The organism is Curtobacterium sp. PhB115 (genome assembly GCF_003752025.1).
In the GTDB taxonomy this organism is placed as follows: Bacteria; Actinomycetota; Actinomycetes; order Actinomycetales; family Microbacteriaceae; genus Curtobacterium.
The window spans coordinates 232131-249596 of the sequence record NZ_RJKR01000010.1 but is presented as its reverse complement, the minus strand read 5'-3'; the positions used below and the strand labels follow the sequence as shown (position 1 = coordinate 249596).

Here is a 17466-nt window from a genome sequence, read left to right as displayed (position 1 = left end):
CCGCCTCAACCCGATCGGGGGGCGTGTCGAGGAGCGCGGAATGTCCTGAGTACGTGTCAGGATCAGGACACATCCGTCCCCGAGGAGTCTCTGTGAAGCAATGCCCTGAGTGCGCCACCACTGCGCCTTCGGACATGAGGTTCTGCTCGGTGTGCGGCACCGCGCTCCGCGATGCACCGGCTCCTGTCGGGAGCACACCAGCGGGCGCAGGCGCTCCGCCACGTGCGCAGACGGCGACTCGCCCGCCGAAGCCGGTCCAGCGACCAGCGGCGGCACCGAAGTACCCGACGCAGTCGCCGCCGTCCGCGCCGCAGCGGCCTGCGTTCCGGCCGACGCCGCAGTACGCGGCCCCCGTCCACGCACCCGCGGCGCGCAGGGTCGGCGCACCGGGGACCAACGGCTTGGCCATCGCGGCGCTGATCGTCTCCCTGCTCGGCGCAGGGTGGCTCGCCGTCGTCTTCGGACACATCGCGCGGTGGCAGTGCCGGACGCGTCCGCAGCGCGGCAGCGGCATCGCACTCGCGGCGCTGATCCTCGGCTACATCGCGCTACCGTTCAACATCCTCTTCTTCATCGCAATCGTGTCGTCTGGCAACTGAGCAGACCGCGGACGACCACGGGGGATCGCATGACACGCACGGCGCACCGATGCGCAGGGGAGGAACCACGATGAGCGCGGACGACCCGTTCGGATTCTCGAGTCCGACGGAACAAGGGGCATCCGCTCGTCGGGATCCGTCGGGGACCGGGTTCGACGGCCCCGTCACCTCTGCGGAGCTCCCGGTTGCTCGGACTCCAGCGGGACTCCTGTACATCGCCATCGCGGTCGGCGTCATCGCGATCGCCATCGCGGTCGTGTTCGGAACGCAGCCGGCGATGGCCATCATCGCCTGGGCGCTCGCCGGACCGGTCGGGATCGGGTTGTACGCGTTCTTCCGACTGCGAGACACCAGCGCGCGTGCACGCCCGTTCTACGCAGCCACCACCGCGGGTGTCGTCGCCTCCTGGGCTGCACTCATCGTCCTGGTCGCCGGCGTGCTCCTCGCAGCCCTCCGCATCGCACAGTGGATCGGGCACCTGTGAACCAGTCGACGTCCCGGCGCACGGGGCGCCGCCTGATGACCGCGCTCGCCGCGGTGTTCATCACCGGAGCCGTCGTCGCCACGCCGTTCGTCGGCGCCGTCGCCCCGGCGTCCGGAGCGACGCCTGCTTCTACCTCGACCACGTCGTCACCGGATGCGGCCGTGACGGACTTCGGCGGGTGCATCGCCGGGGGCGGCTCCGGAGACCTGCTCCTGTTGATGGACGACAGTGGCAGCCTCAAGCAGTCAGACCCCGACGACGACCGGGTGCAGGCGGCGCAGTACCTCGTCCGACAGCTCGGACGCTTCGCGGACCAGACCGGCTCCGACATCGCAGTCCGTGTTGCGCGCTTCAGCACGAACTACGCGGACGTCGGTGGCTGGACAGCGCTCGACGGGAAGTCCGTCTCGACGGTTGCGGACACGGTCGCCGGGCTCGCCGACGCCGACGACGGTTTCGAGACCGACTACTGGTCGGCGCTCGACGGCGCACGCGGTGACCTCGCTGCTCGCGCATCGTCGCGGAGCGGCACCAGCTGTCAGGCCATCGCCTGGTTCACCGACGGCAAGGCCGAGTACGTCGTCCGGGGCACGCAGTCAGCGCAGGACTCCTACGGCACGACGAAGCCGTTCGCGCCCGGCGTCGAACTGACGTCCCAGTCCGGCGTCGACGAAGCGACCGCCGCCGCGGACAAGGACCTCTGCCGGGCCGGCGGGCTCGCGGACCAGCTCCGCTCCTCGGGCGTCACGACCTTCGCGATCGGTCTCGAGTCGTCTGGAGCACCGGCCAACGACTTCGCGCAGCTGGAAGCGATCGCGACGGGCAGCAGCGCGTCGCCGAAGACCACGTGCGGCTCCATCAACGATCCGATCCCCGGTTCGTTCACGCTCGCTTCCGACATCGACAACCTGCTCTTCGCGTTCGATGCGCTGAGCACGCCCGGCCAAGCGCCGTTGTCCCAGGAATCCGGCATCTGCCAGGTCTCGTACTGCACCGATCAGGCGCACGACTTCGTGCTCGACGACTCCACTCCCGATGTCCACGTGCTCGCCGCAGCTGATGTCGACGCCGTCGACGTCGACATCGTCGGACCTGACGGAAAACCGGTTCAACTGCCTCGGTCCGCCGTCGGGACCGAGGCCCGGGTGGCAGTCCCCGGCGGGACGGCGAGCTACACCTGGGAGTCGAACTCCGCGGTGTCGATCGACATCTCGCGCGCCGACGGAGCCACCGCTTGGGCCGGCCTCTGGAAGGTCGTCTTCATCGACCCCGCCGGCACGTCAGCGGACAAGCGCTCCCGGACGAACATCCACATCTCGAGCGACCTGGTGCCGACGTGGTCCGGATCGTCCGCCGCGCGGGTGCACCTCCAGGACGCCTGGCCCGGCACCTTCGGCATCGCGGACGGTGACGGCGAGGAAGTGCCGCCGTCGTCGGTACGAGGAACGGCAACCCTGACGGCAATCCTCGCGGACGAGGCCGGGCATCGTCAGACGGTGCTCGACGCGGCCGACAAGGAACACCTCTCCGGCCCGATCACCGCGGAACCGACTGGTCTCGACCTCGGCGCCGGCACCGTTGAGATGCGCCTCGACCTCACGACGGCTCCGGTCCTCGACGGGACGACCGTGGTCCACGAGGGAACGACCCTGGCACCGGCAGTGGTCCGTGTGCCGGTGTCGGTCCTCGCACCATCGCAGTTCCCCGAGGTCACCGACTCCGTCGACTTCGGCACCCTCGACGGCGAGACTTCCGCGACCGCCGTGCTCAGGGTGACCGGTTCCGGGTGCGCCTGGATCTCTGGTGAACCGAAGATCGCAGCCGCCCCGTCGGACACCGGCGACGTCGCCGTCACAGCAGAGGCGCACGACAGCTCGTCGACGTGCGTGCGTGCGTCGAAGAGCGGCCGACCGCTGGAAGTGACCCTGACCTTCGACGAGTCACAGAACGGGACGGTGAACGGAACCTTCCCCGTCCGGATCGCGTCAGCGGACGGATCCGGCGAGCCCTTGACGACGAACGTGTCGTTCACGGCGGACCTTCGTCGCCCGCTGAACGAAGCGAACTTCCTCCTGGCGCTCGTGGTGGCGCTCATCGCCGGCCCCGGGATCCCGCTCGCTCTGCTGTACCTCGCGTCGTTCCTCGTGGCGCGGATGCCGTCCGGCGGACTGCTGTCCCAGAGGTCGTCCGTCACGGTCGTCGACGGCAGGGTCATGCGTGACGGTGTCCCGTTCGCGTTCCGGCCGACGGACTTCACCACCATGCAGACGATCTCGGGCCGCAACGCGAGGTCGCTCGTCGTCGCCGGGCTGTCGCTCCGCGCCCGTCCGAGCAGGTCCCCGTTCACCGCGGGTTTCGTGATCGCGACCGAGCCGGGTTCCGCGGCCGCGTCGGACGTCGCACCCGCGTCGATCCGGCTCGGCGGTGGCTTGCGAGCACGGCTCCCGCTCGCGATCCAAGGGCACTGGGTTGTCCTGGCGCCGGTCGGATCGAGCGCGGGGACAGCAGAGGTCGTCGCGTTCGTCGGGTCGGGCGCGCCCGACTCGGTGCGGACCGCGATCGCGGACTCGATCCGTGACCGTCTGCCCGAGGTGTTGGACCGGCTCCGCGACGCAGCCGACGAGATGCCCGATGTCGAGCACGCCCTCGCCGGGGTGAGCACCGGGAGGGCCGACGCGTCGTCGCTCGGCTTCGGGACCGGTGCGCCGCCAGCGGACAGACCTGCTGAGAGCACCCCACCACCCTCGCAGTCCGGAGGCGACGACGTCGGCTTCGGATTCGGCTTCGAGGACGGCCCTCGCCGATGACCTCGTCGTCCTCCACCACCTTGCTCGATCCGACCACCGCAGAAACGGAAGTCGCATGAAGAAGTTCCTCATCGTCGGTTGCGGCGGTTCCGGTGGCGCAACGCTGTCGTACCTGATGGACCAACTGCAGTCCGACCTCGCGCGGCACGGCATCGAGTCGTTGCCCGCCGGGTGGCAGTTCGTCCAGGTCGACGTCCCGGTCGCCGCGAACGCCGAGGCGAAACCGCTCCCGACGGTGCCGGACCTCGGCGGCCAGTACATCGGCACCGGTGCGACCGGCGTCGGGTACTCGGTGCTGGACGAGGGGATCAGCGAGCGTCTCCGCTCGGCGGACGCTCTCGGTGACATCGGGACGTGGGCACCGCGTGCTCCGGGCGAGGTGCCCGTGGCGATCTCACAGGGTGCCGGACAGTACCGGGCCGTGGGCCGGATGATCGCCCTGAGCCGGACGGAGGACGTCCGCGCGGGGTTGCAGCGAGCGTGGACGGAGCTCTACCGTCTCGAGACCAACGCCGAGATGACGGCACTCAGCCAGCGTGTGCCCGGGCTGGGGGACTTCTCGCCGAACGACCCGCCCATCGTGCTGCTCGTGTCGTCCATGGCCGGCGGCGCCGGAGCGTCGATGGCACTGGACGTCGCACGGATCCTCGGACTCCTCCCGAACCTCGAGCCCGAACTCGTCGGCATGTTCATGGTGTCGGCCGACATCTTCGACGGGCTGCCCGAACCGGCCAGGTCCGGGGTCCGGAGCAACTCCCTCGCGATGCTCGGCGAGATCGTCGCAGCGCAGTCGGGCGCAGCGCGCGACCACGACGTGGACGTGCTCCGCGCGCTCGGGCAGACGGTGTCGACAGCCAGGGCCGTCCCGTTCCAGCGCGTGTTCCCGGTCGGGCGCTTCGTCGGAGCCGAGCAGACACTGTTCGGCGACGGCAGCCAGCAGGCCGTGTACCGCGGGCTCGGGCGTGGACTGGCAGCGTTGATCGCGAGCGGCACGGCCGCTGAGCAGTTCGCCGCGTACGACCTGACGAACACCGGTGGACTGGGTGGCGACCGGAACCCGCTGGGGTGGGGTGTGTCGTGGGACAAGCTGCAGTGGGGGTCGTTCGGGTTCGCCAGCCTCGGCATGGGCCGTGAGCGCTACCGCGAGTACGCGGCACAGCGCATCGCTCGCTCGGCGGCGGATCGGCTCGTCGTCGGACACATGCAGCGCGGTGACACCTCGTCGTCGCAGCAGCAGGCGTCTGTCCTCCTGGACGGGCAGTGGAGCCGAGTGCTCGCTGCGCTCGCCCTCCCGGCCGAGGACGGCGCTGCGCCCACTCCGCAGCAGGTCCAGGCCTGGTTCGCTGAGACCGCCTTCGACCGGGATGCCTCGGCGAAGGAAGCTGCTCGCCTGGTGGACCAGCACATCGCCAACGGGGTTCCTCGTGCCGACGGCGGTGACACCGTCGCCGCGGAGTGGCTCGGCACCGTTCGTGGGTTCCTGTCGCGGAACCGTTCCCTCGCGCTCAAGGCCGTGTCCCAGACCGCCTTCCGCTGGGCGTACGGGTGGCAGGAGTCCTTCGTCCGTCGTCTCACGGACGTCGTCGACGAGGCGATCGGGACCTTCGGTCTCGCGTACGCCGCGCTGCTGCTCGAACGGCTCGACATCTACATCGAGAACTCGGTCGCGCCGCTCCTCGAGCAGATCGGATCACGGCGTCTCGAGATCGACTCCGTGCCGAAGCGGTTCGCCGACCGCATCGCGGCGATGCGCGGCCGGATCACCAACAGTTCCGCCGTCGTCGACGAGCTGATCGTCGAGTTCCGCACGCAGTACCAGAACGTGCTCTGGAGCGAGTCGGCGGAACTCGCCGGCGCACTCCTCGCAGATGCTCGCGGCAACCTCGTCACGCCGCTCCGTTCGGCCGTCCTCGAGTCCTTGCGACTGCTCGAACGAGACCGTGAGGCGAGCACCGACGGCGTCGGGCTCGCTCGTCTCGAGACGACGGTGTACCGAGCGTGGCCGTCCGACGACGACGTCGTCGTCCCACCGCGTTTCGACGTCGCGCACAACGAGGTGCTGCTCACGCGCGCGTCCGAGTTCCCCGCACAGTACGAGGCGGACGTTCGTGGCGCAGTCGAGCCGGAGATCGGCACGTCGTTCCCCGCGGCGCGCTCCGCAGTGGTCCAGTCGGCGGTCCGTGGCCTCTGGAAGACGACCGGCGGTGACCAAGCCCCACGTGGCCTCGTCGAGCTGGACATCCCTTGGCGGTCTCGGGTGTTCTCCGTCAACCCGGAGACGGACGTCGTCGAGGTCCCCGCAACTGCGCGCTTCACGGTACACGCGAAGGTCGAAGAGGTCCTCGATCGTGCGAGGGCGTTCGTCCGCCGTCCGGACGAGAGCTTCGACGTGTTCTGCCGGACGTCGTTGAAGTCGTTCGTCCGCGGCGAGAACGCCACCGAGTTCGAACGAACTGAACGCGCGACCCAGATCGCGACCCGGTTCCGTGAGGCCCTCTCGCTCGCGCGGCCCCTGGTCAGTGTCAACGCCGTCGGCGTCCAGCGCATCCACCAGCGTCAGGTCGAGTACCGGTACAAGTTCTCGACCGTACCGTTCGCCGAAGAGGGGACGGTCACCGAGACCCTCCGCTCCGTCCTCTCCGAGGACCCGCGTGTCGACTCGACGAGCGTCGACAACTTCGCGAACGCCCTGACCGGCGCCGAGGGCGTCACTCGGATCGACATCTTCGGGTCCTACCCGAACTACTCGCCGTTGGTCTTCGGCTCCGTCCTCGGGCCGGTGGCGGCACAGTGGGGCTCGCTCCCGGCACAGGCGCGCGCGGACTGGTGGAAGTGGCGCAGGGCTCGCCCGCTCACGGCGTCGCTCCCGATGGGACCGGAAGAACGCCGAGCGATGGTCGCGGGTTGGTTCATCGGCCAGCTGACCGGGGAGATCGTCCTGCCGAACGAGCCGTACACGGACCCGGTCACCATCTGGGACCCGCAGACCAGCACCTGGGCACCGTTCCCGAATCCGCTCCTGACGCCGCCGAGCCGGTTCCTCGCTCGGAACGACTGGATGCCGGCGGTGCTCGAGTCATTGCTCATCGCGATCGCGCGCGTCCACGAGGGCGGGGGCTTCGACCTCACACCGCTCCGTCCGTACGTCCTGCTGAGATCTCTGGCCGACGCCAGTACCGACGGTGGCCCGGCGCAGGGCATCGGGACGACCGCTGCGCGCGAGCGGATCGCTGCCTGGGTCTGGGAGCCACGAACCCGTTCCGGCGTCGACGGCGTCGTCGCCGGCGTCGAGCGGACCGCGGTCGAGCGTGCCGACGGAGCTCTCGCCTGGCTCGACCGCATCCACGCCTTCATCGGTGAGAACTACGTCGGGCCCGAATTCTCAGGTCCTGCGGCCACCGGTACCTTCGCGAGGGTCCCGGATCGCGGGACCGCCTCAGCGACGCCGTTCTTCCGGGACCTCGCCGAGGACGCGTACGTCGTACTCGCGGAACTCCGCGCCGTCGTGCAGGATGCACGCGATCACCGCCCTTCGCCGACAGGGTCCGGGCCTGCTCCCGTGGCCGCGCCGAACGAGGTCGTCGTGCCGGACGGAGGTGCGTTCTAGTGGCGGACCTCGTCGTCGTCCTCGCTCCGTCGGGTGCGGCGGATCCCGTCCGCGAAGTCCTCACCGACTGGTCGGCCGCCGGTGTCGTGGACGACGTCGTCTGGGTGGAACCCCGCTCGGTGTCGGAACTCTCGATCGATGGACTGTTCATCGAGGATGGTGCCGTGCGCGGCGGGCCACTCCAGAGCGCGTTCACCGGGCGTGCGATCGAGCGCGTGCGGCTCGTCGTCCTCCTGCCGCTCCGATCCGGGACGGAGGCGCGGGTTGCTTCGGCCGTCGAGCAGCAGGTCGCGCAGACACTGGAGGCGAGCGGCAGCGCTGCTGGGCTCACCCGGATCCGCCTGACCATCGTGCGGGCTGGTGATCCCGCCACGACCGACGACCTCGCGCGGAGCGGCTGGCACAACGTCGTCGTCGCACCGGAGCAGACCACCGCCCCTGGTCGGGGGAGGATGTTGCTCACCGCGAACGTCGACGACCGTGTGCTCGCAGCCCACGCCGCGTCGGTGCTCGCCGGCCTGGCGGGGCTGTGGCGCGGCGTGACCGGCGGTCCACTCGATGACGAGTCGATCGCTCCGGGTGAGGTCGTGCGGCTCGCTCGGTCGTACTTCCGACGCCTCGACTCCACGGACGCGGAGCAGGAACTCAGACGACTCGTGACTTCGACCTCCGATGGACTGCCGCTGCCCGTCGGGAGCGGCCCGGCCGTCCTCGCGGTCGAGGACGTCCCACTCGCGACGTCGACCATGGCGAAGGCGCTCTGGAGTCGACACGCAGACGTCCTCCGCGGACCGCGTGAGACGGTCCGTGCCGTCGCTCCCAGACCGATCGGTGCGTGGACCGCAATCCGGATGTTCTTCGGGTTCCTCTGGGCTGCGCTGCGTTCTGCGCCTGCGCAGTGGTACCGACGCACCGTCAACCGGGTGTCCTCGGCAGTTGCGTCGCGCGTCCACCGTGCGGTGTTCGGCGCTGACCCGGCTGCGTACGCGGTCGTCGTCAACGGGGTCTCGGCAGATGGCGCTCCTGCTGATTGGGAAGCGCTCGGGCGGGCGGCCGAGGCGATCGACTCGGTGCTCGTCGACGAGGGGGAGACCCGAGCACACCTTGCCCCGACCGACCTGTCGGCGCTGTGGTCTGACTACGCGAGTGCCGCACTCACGCTCGCCGACGCTGGCGAACGTGTGACGGCACTCCCGCCGGTGACGATCGGGACGCAACGTGCCATCGTGACGGACCCCGCACAGATCGTTCCCCCGCGTTCGACCCGGTTCACGGACGCTGCACCGACGCTCGGCCTCCCGACGCTCGACGGCTACGACGTCCTCGGCATCACCGAGCAGCACAGGGTGCTGGTCCGGACCGAGAACGACGACGTCGCCCTCGGCCTCGACGCGGGGCGGACGCTCGGGCGTCTCCGAGAGTGGACGGCCCTACAGCGCACGAGTTTCGCAACCCAGGTGGCAGAGCCCCTGGGGGGTGCGGTGACGCGGACTGCCCAGGAGGTGCGTGAGCTCCTCGACCTGCTGCGCACCGGGGGGACGACCGACGTGGACGACAGCGCGATCCGTGCCCAGCAACGGTTCGCGCGGGCACTGCGGTTGATGACGATCGGCATGGTCGTCGTCCTCGTGGTGCTCGGAGTGCTCCGCTGGACGGACGTGCTCACCTGGAAGGCCGTCGGCATCACCGCCGCGGTCGTCGTGGTCGCGTGGTTGGTCATCGGCATCACCACGTTCGCCCGCAACCAGCGAGAGCTGTTCCGGATCCTCAATGCCCGGGACGCTGCGGCGTCGCAGGCAGAGGCAGCTCGGAGCAACCTCCGACAGGCCGTCCGCGACCTGAAGCGCACCACCGACGCGTACGGGCAGTTCCTCGCGTGGTCGGCGATCATCGGCGGTGTCCTGGAACGTCCGCTCGGCGAGGGCACGACGACGAGCGATCGACCGATCAGGCTCGGGGCGCCGCTGCCGCTCAGCGTCGCTGTCGGGTCGGTCCAGGTGGACAGCGCGGCGATCGCTTCGGCTGCCCTGACGATCCGTGACCACCTGTTCCGGGTGCGCTGGCTCGATGCGCCGTGGAACGCAGCGCTCGAGAGCGCCGCGAGCGTCGTCGGACCGGAAGGACAGCGGCTCCGTGGTGACGCCCGCGCACTGCTCCGCGAGACCTCGTCCGGACCTGGTTCGATCCTGACTCGGTTCGCCGACTCGGTCACGGCATCCGGCGTCGGGAGCGCGGTCGCGGAGCGGATGTGGTCCGAGACCCGGGCGCAGCTGCGCACGACGTTCCCGGAAGTGATCGCTTCCGTGCTCGACCGTGTGGACACGGAGACCGGACCCACTCCACTCGCCGACTTCGTCGGGGGCATCGGTGACGGTGTGACGGCTGGTGCGTTCGACCCCTCCGTCCTCACCGCGGCGGCGCAGGCGTCCGACGCCCCGACCGTGCGGACCGCATGGGGACGGCGCAACACCGACGGCCTGTCCGTGATCGCGACACAGACAGAGCTGACGACCGCGATCCCGATGTACGAGTTCACGGCTTGGGCGACCGAGGTCCAGCGCGTCACGCTCTTCGGCAGCGACGATGCGCCTCGCTTCTGATCACCATCCCATCTCCATGACCACACAGGAGCAGACCCCATGACCGGCGACACCACCCAGCAGCGCGAAGAGCTGTTGCGCGACTGGCTCGAGATATTCGCGCCGCTCGGGTTCCCGCTGCCGTCAGCCGCGCAGATGCAGGACATCGCCGCGGCGGGGTCCGTCGACGCGGTGTCGGATCGGCGCCCAGGCCGCGAGCAGGACGAACTGGTCGAGTCTTGGCGGCCCACCATCCAGTTCCTCCTCGATCAGGTCGCCGCCGGTGTCGAGGACATCGACATCCCGGTCGAGTACCAGCGTCCCGTGGCCGTCCCACAGGATGCTGCCGGCGGGGACGACGCTGCGGGGGAGTCGACGGCAGAGCGACGGTTCGAGGCGCTCACCGCCTGGCGCGATGAGGAGCTCGCCTCGGGACGTGACTCGGTCGCGGCCCTCAAACCGAGCACCCTCCGGACGATCGCCCGCTCCACGATCACCACGGTGGAGCAGGTGCGCGCTCGGCTGTCGGCCTCCGTCGCGGAGTTCGCCCCGGAGCTCGCCGACGTCCTCGCCTCGGTCGGGACGTCGCCCGCCGTCGACGCTGGCGAACCGGCACCGGCACCGCCGCGGCCCACCGTCCGACTCGACCACGCACCGTCACCGGTCGCGGGATCCGAGGCTGCCGCCGGCGGCGTCAGCGCTGGTGCGGGTGCTGGTGCTGCCCCGGGGCCGGACGCCCAGTTCGGCTTCGGTCGTGGGTTCGTCCAGTACGGCTACGCGGTGTCCGACCGTCAGCCGGTTCCTGTCGCCGCGACCGTGGCGCCGGACGGGACGCTCCTGTACAGCTGGTCCGCGGCGACGCCGACGTCCGGAACGGTGCTCTACCGGGTCGTGATCAGCGACGAGTACATGCCGTACAACCCCGACCTCGCGGACTTCGTCGCGGCGACGACCGGACTCTCCGCGACCGACACGATCGAGCAGACGAGCGCCGTCCGTTCGGTCCAGGTCTGGGCGCACGTGGGCACGGACGCCGACCGCGCCCGGGACGAACAGCCGGTGTTGCACGCCCAGGGTTCGATCGTCGTCACCCCGACCGGCTTCGTGCTCCGCGAGGACGAGGGGCGGGTCGTGGGACAGTGGCAGACCCTGCCCGGGGTCCGCAGGGTGCAGGTCTACCGGATCCCCATCGAGCGGGCGGCGATCGGCCGGGGCAACCCGCAGTACCGCATCGCCTCCGGCCAGGACAACCTGGGCGGCTTCGTCGACGATGCTGCGGAACGGGGACGGCGGTACCTGTACGAGGTGCTCGCAGAAGCTGACGTGGACGGTGCGACGCAGCTGTCCGCTCCGATCTCGGAGCCGAAGCTCATCTCGCAGGTCCACGAACCGGTCCGGGACCTCGAGGTCTCGATGACCGGGATCGACGACGGCCGCCGGTTCGACCTCCGGTGGACCCCGCCGCGCGGCGGTCGTGTCGTGCTCTACCGCACCGAGACCCCGCCCGCACCGGGGGCGGACCTCCGGCCGATCGACGAGGCCGCGCTCGAACAGGCCGCGCTGCCGGCCGAGGCTGCGCTCGGCGATCCGGTCGTGACGGAGGAGGACGGTCGCGTCTCGATGATCGCCGTGCCGTGGCCGCGCGGGTGGACGCGCGCGTACTTCACGCCGGTGACGTTGCTCGACGGACAAGCGTTCGTCGGGACCTCGGTGTCGCAGGCCGGACCCGGGTCGATCACCGACGCGCGGATAGTCGAGCGAGTGTCGCGTCAGGTCCTCACCTTCGCATGGCCGGAAGGGGCGGCGACCGTCCAGGTGTACGCATCGCCCATCGGGGCCTCGGCGACGGACGCGATCGCCGCGAGCACCCCGATCGAAGTGTCGCACGAACAGTACAAGCGCTCGGGTGGCTTCCGGTTCCCGGGCCCGCTGCCCGCAGGGGGAAGGGACCTGCACCTCGTCCCGATCGCGTTCCAGGCGGGCGATCGTGTGCCCGGACCGATCCGGACCATCACCTACTCGGGTCTGGTGCGGCTGCAGTACTCGGTGCGCGTGCTGCGGAACTTCATGCAGCAGGTGACCGGGGTGTCCTTCAGCGTCTGGTCGCCGGGAAGCCCGGTCGACCGTGCGCTCTCGTTCGTGCTCGTGCACAACCCGGACCGGATGCCGCTGAGCATCCGCGACGGACGAGCGTTGCCGGTGGTCCGTGACGACCTGGACGGTACGGCTCCGACCCGTCGCGCGCAGTTCGCGTCCGTCGGCGGCCCGGACAGCGCACCGTCCTACCAGAGCACCGGCGAGGCGTGGAAGAGCGAAGTGTCGAAACCCGCCGGCCACGTCCGGCTCTTCGTCGACCTGCCGCCGGACGAACTCCGCGGGATCGCACTCCTCGACCCGGCACCCGCGACCCTTCGTCTGACGTCGTTCGGTGAGAAGCTGGGGATCCGCGGTGGGCGCTGAGTCGCGCCACCGAGCCGAGCGGTGGGCGCAGTTCACCTACGCCTCGTTCGACGACGGCACCGCGCCCGGCGGGTGGCAGGTCAAGGAGACCGTCGGCGAGCTGACCACGATCGAACTCGACGCGCTCCGGTCGCGGATCGTCACCGCGTTCGGGGCGGTCGACCCGCTTCCGCAGTTCCCCACTCCGGCGCAGGTCGACGGGTTCGCCCGTCGCTTCACCTACGCGCCGACCGGCATCGGTTCCTCGTGGGCGTACTGGCACGCGGCGCAGGCCGGTTCCGACGGCACGGGGCGGCCGGGCAACGTCTTCTCGCACGTCGTCCTCGACCGGCTGCCGATGTCGGCGACCCCGACGATCCGACCGGCACTCGCGTGGCGGTCGGACTGGCTCGCGCCCTTCGGGCAACAGCAGGTCGTGACCTCCACTGCCGGCGGCAACCCGGTGCTCGGCGAAGGAACTGTCGGGCCAGGAGCGGTCGTCGCCTTCCTGTCGGATCCGTCGACGTGGCGGATCGGTGTGTTCGCGGTCCTGCTGGACGCTGTCCGCGACGCACTGTCCGGAGGTCCGACCGTCGTGCTCGCCACTGATGCTCCGGAGACCTCCGCGCTGTGGGCAGCAGCAGTCAGCCTGTTCATGTCTGCGGGCACGAGCCGCGGGTTCGCGTTCTCCCTCTTCGAACGCGCCACCGATCTCGACGGAGCGATGAGCCGCGGTCTGCACCTCGTCGCCGTTCCGCGGTCCGATGTGGACGCGATCGGTGACCGGCGCGACCTCGTCCTGATCGACGACCAGGCCGAGCCATCGCTCGGCGATCCCGGAGGAAGTCCACACGAGCTCTCCACGGGCACGACCGTCCCGGCTTCCAACTGGTCGGTCCTCGCGCAGGTCGCGTTGGCGGACTCGGGCCTCGCGCTCGGCGCCCTCCGCGCCGTGGACGAGGTCGCCGACGCGGTCGGTGACGTCGGGCTTGCTCCCGAATGGCCGCTCGCGATGGTGGTGGCCGCACAGGGCGAAGCGTTGGGGAACGGAGAACTGGTCGACGCGGCGGACGAGGCAGCGCTCGTGCTCGCCGAGCACTCGCCCGCCCGGCTCAGTGACCAACCGGAGTTGTGGGCCGCCACGGCAGCGAGGCTCCGGGGCCGCTTCGGGACGACCACCGCGGAAGCGTTCGCACAAGCCGACGCTGCCGACGGCGGAGCGCTCTTGTTGCCCAGACTCGCTGCGCGGGCGTACGTCGAACGTGCGCTCGAGGACCGCTCGTGGTTGGCACGAACCGGGCCGGTGCCGATCCCGGCGGCAGCACGCGACGCCGCGGACGCCAGCCTCCGCCAGCGCGCCGACGCGGTCCTCGTCGAGTGGCTGGAGCGTCTCAGCTCCGCGCCGCCGGCCGCCGGAGAACCGCTCGTGAGCGCCGCTGTGGAGGTCCTGCACCTCCTCGACCTGATGGACGGGGTCGGACTGCCGCTGGTCGAGGAGAACGTGCTGAGTCCGGCGGAGCGGATCATGGAGACGCTCGTCGCCCCGGTGCTGGTCGGTGGTGAGGGACACGGTCTGGTCGAGCGGACGGGCCCTGTCGGGCCGGGGGTGCGCGCGCTGGCACGGGACGTGACCGCCTCGATGCCCGAGGTACAGCACCGGGTCGTGGGCAACGTCCTGATCGGCCCGGTCCTGGCCTGGTTGTTCTCAGGCAGTGACCCGGTCGCCCCCCGCGCGGACGGCCTCCTCGCGCCCCTCGATCGGGAGCGGGTCATCTCTGCGTGCCGCAGTGGCAATGCGACCGCCGTCGAGGGGGTCCGGCACCTGGCGTTCGTGGACGTCGTCCGCGCCGACCGGAGCCAGCCGAGGACGTCCTTGAACGTCGGCCTCACACGAGCGCACGAAGCGCTCGTCCAGGGGGCGGCATGGACGCCCGAGCAGGTGACCGAGACCTGGCGGTTCCAGGTCGCGGTTCCCGACTGGGTCGTCGCGCGAGCGCTCGGCGCGGCTCGTGACTCCGCAGGCCTGGACGAACTCGTGGGGTTGCCGCTGCCGGAGCAGCTGGTCAGAGCGGCTCCACTCGGTCGGGTCCGAGCAGCGACACAGCAGCTCATCCGGATCAGCCGCGAGACGGTCGCGGCAGCGGACGGTCCTGCGACTCGACAGGTGGACGAGATCCTCAGCGCGCTCGCATCCAGCGGACCTGCCGCCGACGACCTCGATCCGATCCCCGAGATCGCAGACCCGATCGTCGCTGCGGTCGCCATCCGAGCTGTTTCGTCCGTCGTGCCGGTCAACGACGTCGCGTCCACCGTGGCCGAGAACCTCGCGATCGGTGCGAGCGCCGCCGGCGTGCGATCGGTGCTCGACGCAGTCGTCGCGGAGGGCGTGTTGCCGGGTGCTGACATCGGCCGTCTGCTCGAGCTCTTCCTCAGGGTGGAGTCGGAACTGGTCGAGCCTGTACCGCTCGGCAACTCGCTCTGGAACGTGAGTCGCCTCCGGCTCGGCGGACCGGCCGGACGCAGCGTCGCACGCGTCCTCGCTGAGACGCTCTTCGATGCTCGCCCAGCGGACGTTCCCGATGCAGTGGAGCGCGCAGCCCGGCTCGCCGACGAACTGACCCTTCCAGACCCCACCACCACACGGACGCAGCAAGGCGACGAGACCGCGCGGCGGTTGTTCGCCCGCTGGCTCGGCGATGCGCAACCCACGAAGACCCGGAGCGGCCTCCTCGGCCGGTTCGGCCGGAACGAGGTCAACTGATGCCCACGTACATGCTCGACGGTGATCGCTCGGTCACCATCACCGCGGGCCCGTTCCGGGCCGCGGCCATGTCGACCGCAGGCTCGGCCGACGTCGTACTCGTCCCGACCGGCCGCGCCGTCCACTCGATCGCGCCGCGACCCGGACTCCTCGTCGTACCAAGGCTGTCGGACGCGGCGGTGTTGCGTGTCGTGCCGATCGGTGCGACGGAGTTCGCCGTCGGCGCGTCGATCGGACTCACAGTCGAGCGCGAGGCAGCCGGCGGGGAACCCGAGCGCGTCGTCATCGGACCGATCGACGTCGCCGGTCTGCGTCACCGTGACCTGCTCCTCGTCGAACCCGCGGGCGACCGCATCGTCGTCGGCTCGGTCGCCGTCGTCCGTGAAGCCGAACTCACCGACGTCGCGGCCGCCACACGCGCAGCAGCGAGGGCCGCGGAGAACGCTTCGCCGTCGACGGCTCCGTCACGCGAACTCGCGATCGCCGTGGACGCATCCGCCTCGATGGCCGCGCGGTACCGGGACGGCGCCGTCGGTGCCGTCATCGAGATGATCGCCGGACTCGATGCGCTGGTCCCGAAGGGCTCGACGCTGCCGGTCGCACTCGTCGACCAACGGGTGGACTGGCAGTCGGAGGCGGACCCCTCACTGATCGTCCCGGCGCTCCGCTCCCTGCCGGACCGACGGACCCTCGGATCGACCGCCGACTTCCGAGGCGTCGCCGCGCCCCCGGCTTCGGACGGCCGTACGCGTGTCCTCGTCTGCGTGACCGACGAACCGTCCGCGGTGTCCACGCCGGGCGCGCACACAGTACTGCTCCTCGCGCGGTCCGCGGCGACCGTCGCTGGAGTGGACACCGCCGCCACCGTCATCGAACCGATCGTGGACGGCGCTCACATCCCTGAACGGCTCGGCGCGGCCCCTGCCGAGTTCCGAGCCGTCGTCGAATCACTGCTCCGCGGCCTCGCCGCCGCGGGCGAGGAGGTCTCCGCATGACCGCGTGCCCCAGCTGTTTCCAGCACCTCCCGGAGGACCGCCGGATGTGGATGTGCCAGAACCCGTCGTGCGAGAAGGCACACGACGTGGTGGCGTCGGCGTACCTCGGAGGGCCGGTCTCATCCGGCTTCGTCAACGTCGAGGTGAAGCCGGAGAACGCTCCACGTCGTTGGACCCCCAGGGACTCATCGTTCTGCGGGCGGTGCGGCAGCGCCCAGTCCGAGGTGTGCTGGATCTGCCACTACGGCCTCCTGCCGGGTTGGCGCGAGGCGGAGGTCACGACGGTCGCGATGAACGGCGCGCGGGCGACGGGGAAGTCGTTCTACATCGCCGTCGCGGTCCAGCAGCTCGGGCACCTCCTGGCCCATGTGAACTCCTCGGTCGACTACGGCAACGAACGGACCCGCGACGTGTACACGAGCGTGTACGAACGGCCCCTCTACGAGGAGCTCGGCATCATCGCGCCGACGCCACGAGCCGACACCGCGAACTCGTACCAGCGGGATCCGATGATCTTCCGTCTCGGGATCATCAACGGTGCGCTGCGGTACCTCGTCATCCGCGACGTCGCTGGCGAGGAGATGGAGAACGCGTCTGCGGACGCGCAGAACCTCTCCTTCCTGCGCCACGCGGACGCCGTGTTCTTCATGTTCGACCCGCTGCAGATCAGCGAGATCCGCGAGCGACTCCGTGACCTCGTCCCACCGCAGCTCACGACGGGCGGCGACCCGAAGGTGGTGCTCGGCAACCTGCTCCGGCTGATGGGCGATTCTTCGACGCGTCTCGGCGTGATCGTCTCCAAGTTCGACGCGCTGCAAGCCCTCCGCGACGTCGACGACGTCGACTGGAAGGCGATCATGTCGAACCCGGGTTCGGCGATGCAGCGGGACCCGAGTCTCGACACCGGTGCGTTCGACAAGGAGGACAGCGAGCTCCTCAGCCTCGAGGTCCGGAGCCTGTTGTTCACGCTCGGTGCATCCGGGTTCGTGTACACCCTCGACCAGGCGAACGCCGGTCGTGGTGTCGACCACCGCTTCTTCGCGGTGTCGGTCCTCGGTGATTCGCCGGACGGCGACACGCTCAGCCGGTTCGGGATCTCGCCCTACCGGACGGTGGACCCACTCAAGTGGGTGCTCCAGTCACGGGGTGTCCTGCTCGCGCAGTGACGGACGGGAGGCGCGGTGTCAGCTGGCAC

At 70.3% G+C, this 17466-nt stretch carries 9 protein-coding genes; all 9 read left to right on the top strand.

Annotated features, from left to right (window positions below):
• Nucleotides 1-401 precede the first annotated feature (401 nt).
• Nucleotides 402-599, top strand: coding sequence for a DUF4190 domain-containing protein (locus EDF19_RS19420; protein WP_258375073.1), 198 nt, complete (start codon nucleotides 402-404; stop codon nucleotides 597-599).
• A gap of 70 nt (nucleotides 600-669) precedes the next feature.
• Nucleotides 670-1083, top strand: coding sequence for a hypothetical protein (locus tag EDF19_RS15305; protein ID WP_111224966.1), 414 nt, complete (start codon nucleotides 670-672; stop codon nucleotides 1081-1083).
• A gap of 35 nt (nucleotides 1084-1118) precedes the next feature.
• Nucleotides 1119-3890, top strand: a complete 2772-nt coding sequence (locus tag EDF19_RS15300; RefSeq protein ID WP_148071116.1) for a hypothetical protein — start codon at nucleotides 1119-1121, stop codon at nucleotides 3888-3890.
• Nucleotides 3891-3945: 55 nt separating this feature from the next.
• Complete coding sequence (locus EDF19_RS15295; RefSeq protein WP_123681712.1) at nucleotides 3946-7497, top strand: tubulin-like doman-containing protein; 3552 nt, start codon at nucleotides 3946-3948, stop codon at nucleotides 7495-7497.
• The gene (locus tag EDF19_RS15290; RefSeq protein ID WP_123681711.1) at nucleotides 7497-10097 is read left to right on the top strand and encodes a hypothetical protein; all 2601 of its coding nucleotides are present in this window, start codon (nucleotides 7497-7499) and stop codon (nucleotides 10095-10097) included. Before EDF19_RS15295 ends, EDF19_RS15290 begins: the two co-directional genes overlap by 1 nt.
• Nucleotides 10098-10136: 39 nt before the next feature.
• Nucleotides 10137-12536: a hypothetical protein gene (locus tag EDF19_RS15285; RefSeq protein WP_123681710.1), complete on the top strand. Its 2400-nt coding sequence runs from the start codon at nucleotides 10137-10139 to the stop codon at nucleotides 12534-12536.
• Entirely contained in the window at nucleotides 12526-15276 is a 2751-nt protein-coding gene (locus EDF19_RS15280) for a hypothetical protein (protein ID WP_123681709.1), read from the top strand. The genes EDF19_RS15285 and EDF19_RS15280 overlap by 11 nt, the downstream gene beginning before the upstream one ends.
• Nucleotides 15276-16271 carry a hypothetical protein gene (locus tag EDF19_RS15275; RefSeq protein ID WP_123681708.1) on the top strand — a complete coding sequence of 332 codons (996 nt, stop codon included), beginning with the start codon at nucleotides 15276-15278 and terminating at the stop codon, nucleotides 16269-16271. Before EDF19_RS15280 ends, EDF19_RS15275 begins: the two co-directional genes overlap by 1 nt.
• On the top strand, nucleotides 16268-17437 hold the full coding sequence (locus EDF19_RS15270) for a TRAFAC clade GTPase domain-containing protein (RefSeq protein WP_148071115.1): 1170 nt from the start codon (nucleotides 16268-16270) through the stop codon (nucleotides 17435-17437). The genes EDF19_RS15275 and EDF19_RS15270 overlap by 4 nt, the downstream gene beginning before the upstream one ends.
• The last annotated feature ends 29 nt before the right edge of the window (nucleotides 17438-17466 follow it).

Coding starts and splice junctions, on each gene's coding strand:
- EDF19_RS15305 (WP_111224966.1), top strand. CDS start 670: ATGAGCGCGGACGACCCGTTCGGATTCTCGAGTCCGACGGAACAAGGG.
- EDF19_RS15300 (WP_148071116.1), top strand. CDS start 1,119: ATGACCGCGCTCGCCGCGGTGTTCATCACCGGAGCCGTCGTCGCCACG.
- EDF19_RS15295 (WP_123681712.1), top strand. CDS start 3,946: ATGAAGAAGTTCCTCATCGTCGGTTGCGGCGGTTCCGGTGGCGCAACG.
- EDF19_RS15285 (WP_123681710.1), top strand. CDS start 10,137: ATGACCGGCGACACCACCCAGCAGCGCGAAGAGCTGTTGCGCGACTGG.
- EDF19_RS15275 (WP_123681708.1), top strand. CDS start 15,276: ATGCCCACGTACATGCTCGACGGTGATCGCTCGGTCACCATCACCGCG.
- EDF19_RS15270 (WP_148071115.1), top strand. CDS start 16,268: ATGACCGCGTGCCCCAGCTGTTTCCAGCACCTCCCGGAGGACCGCCGG.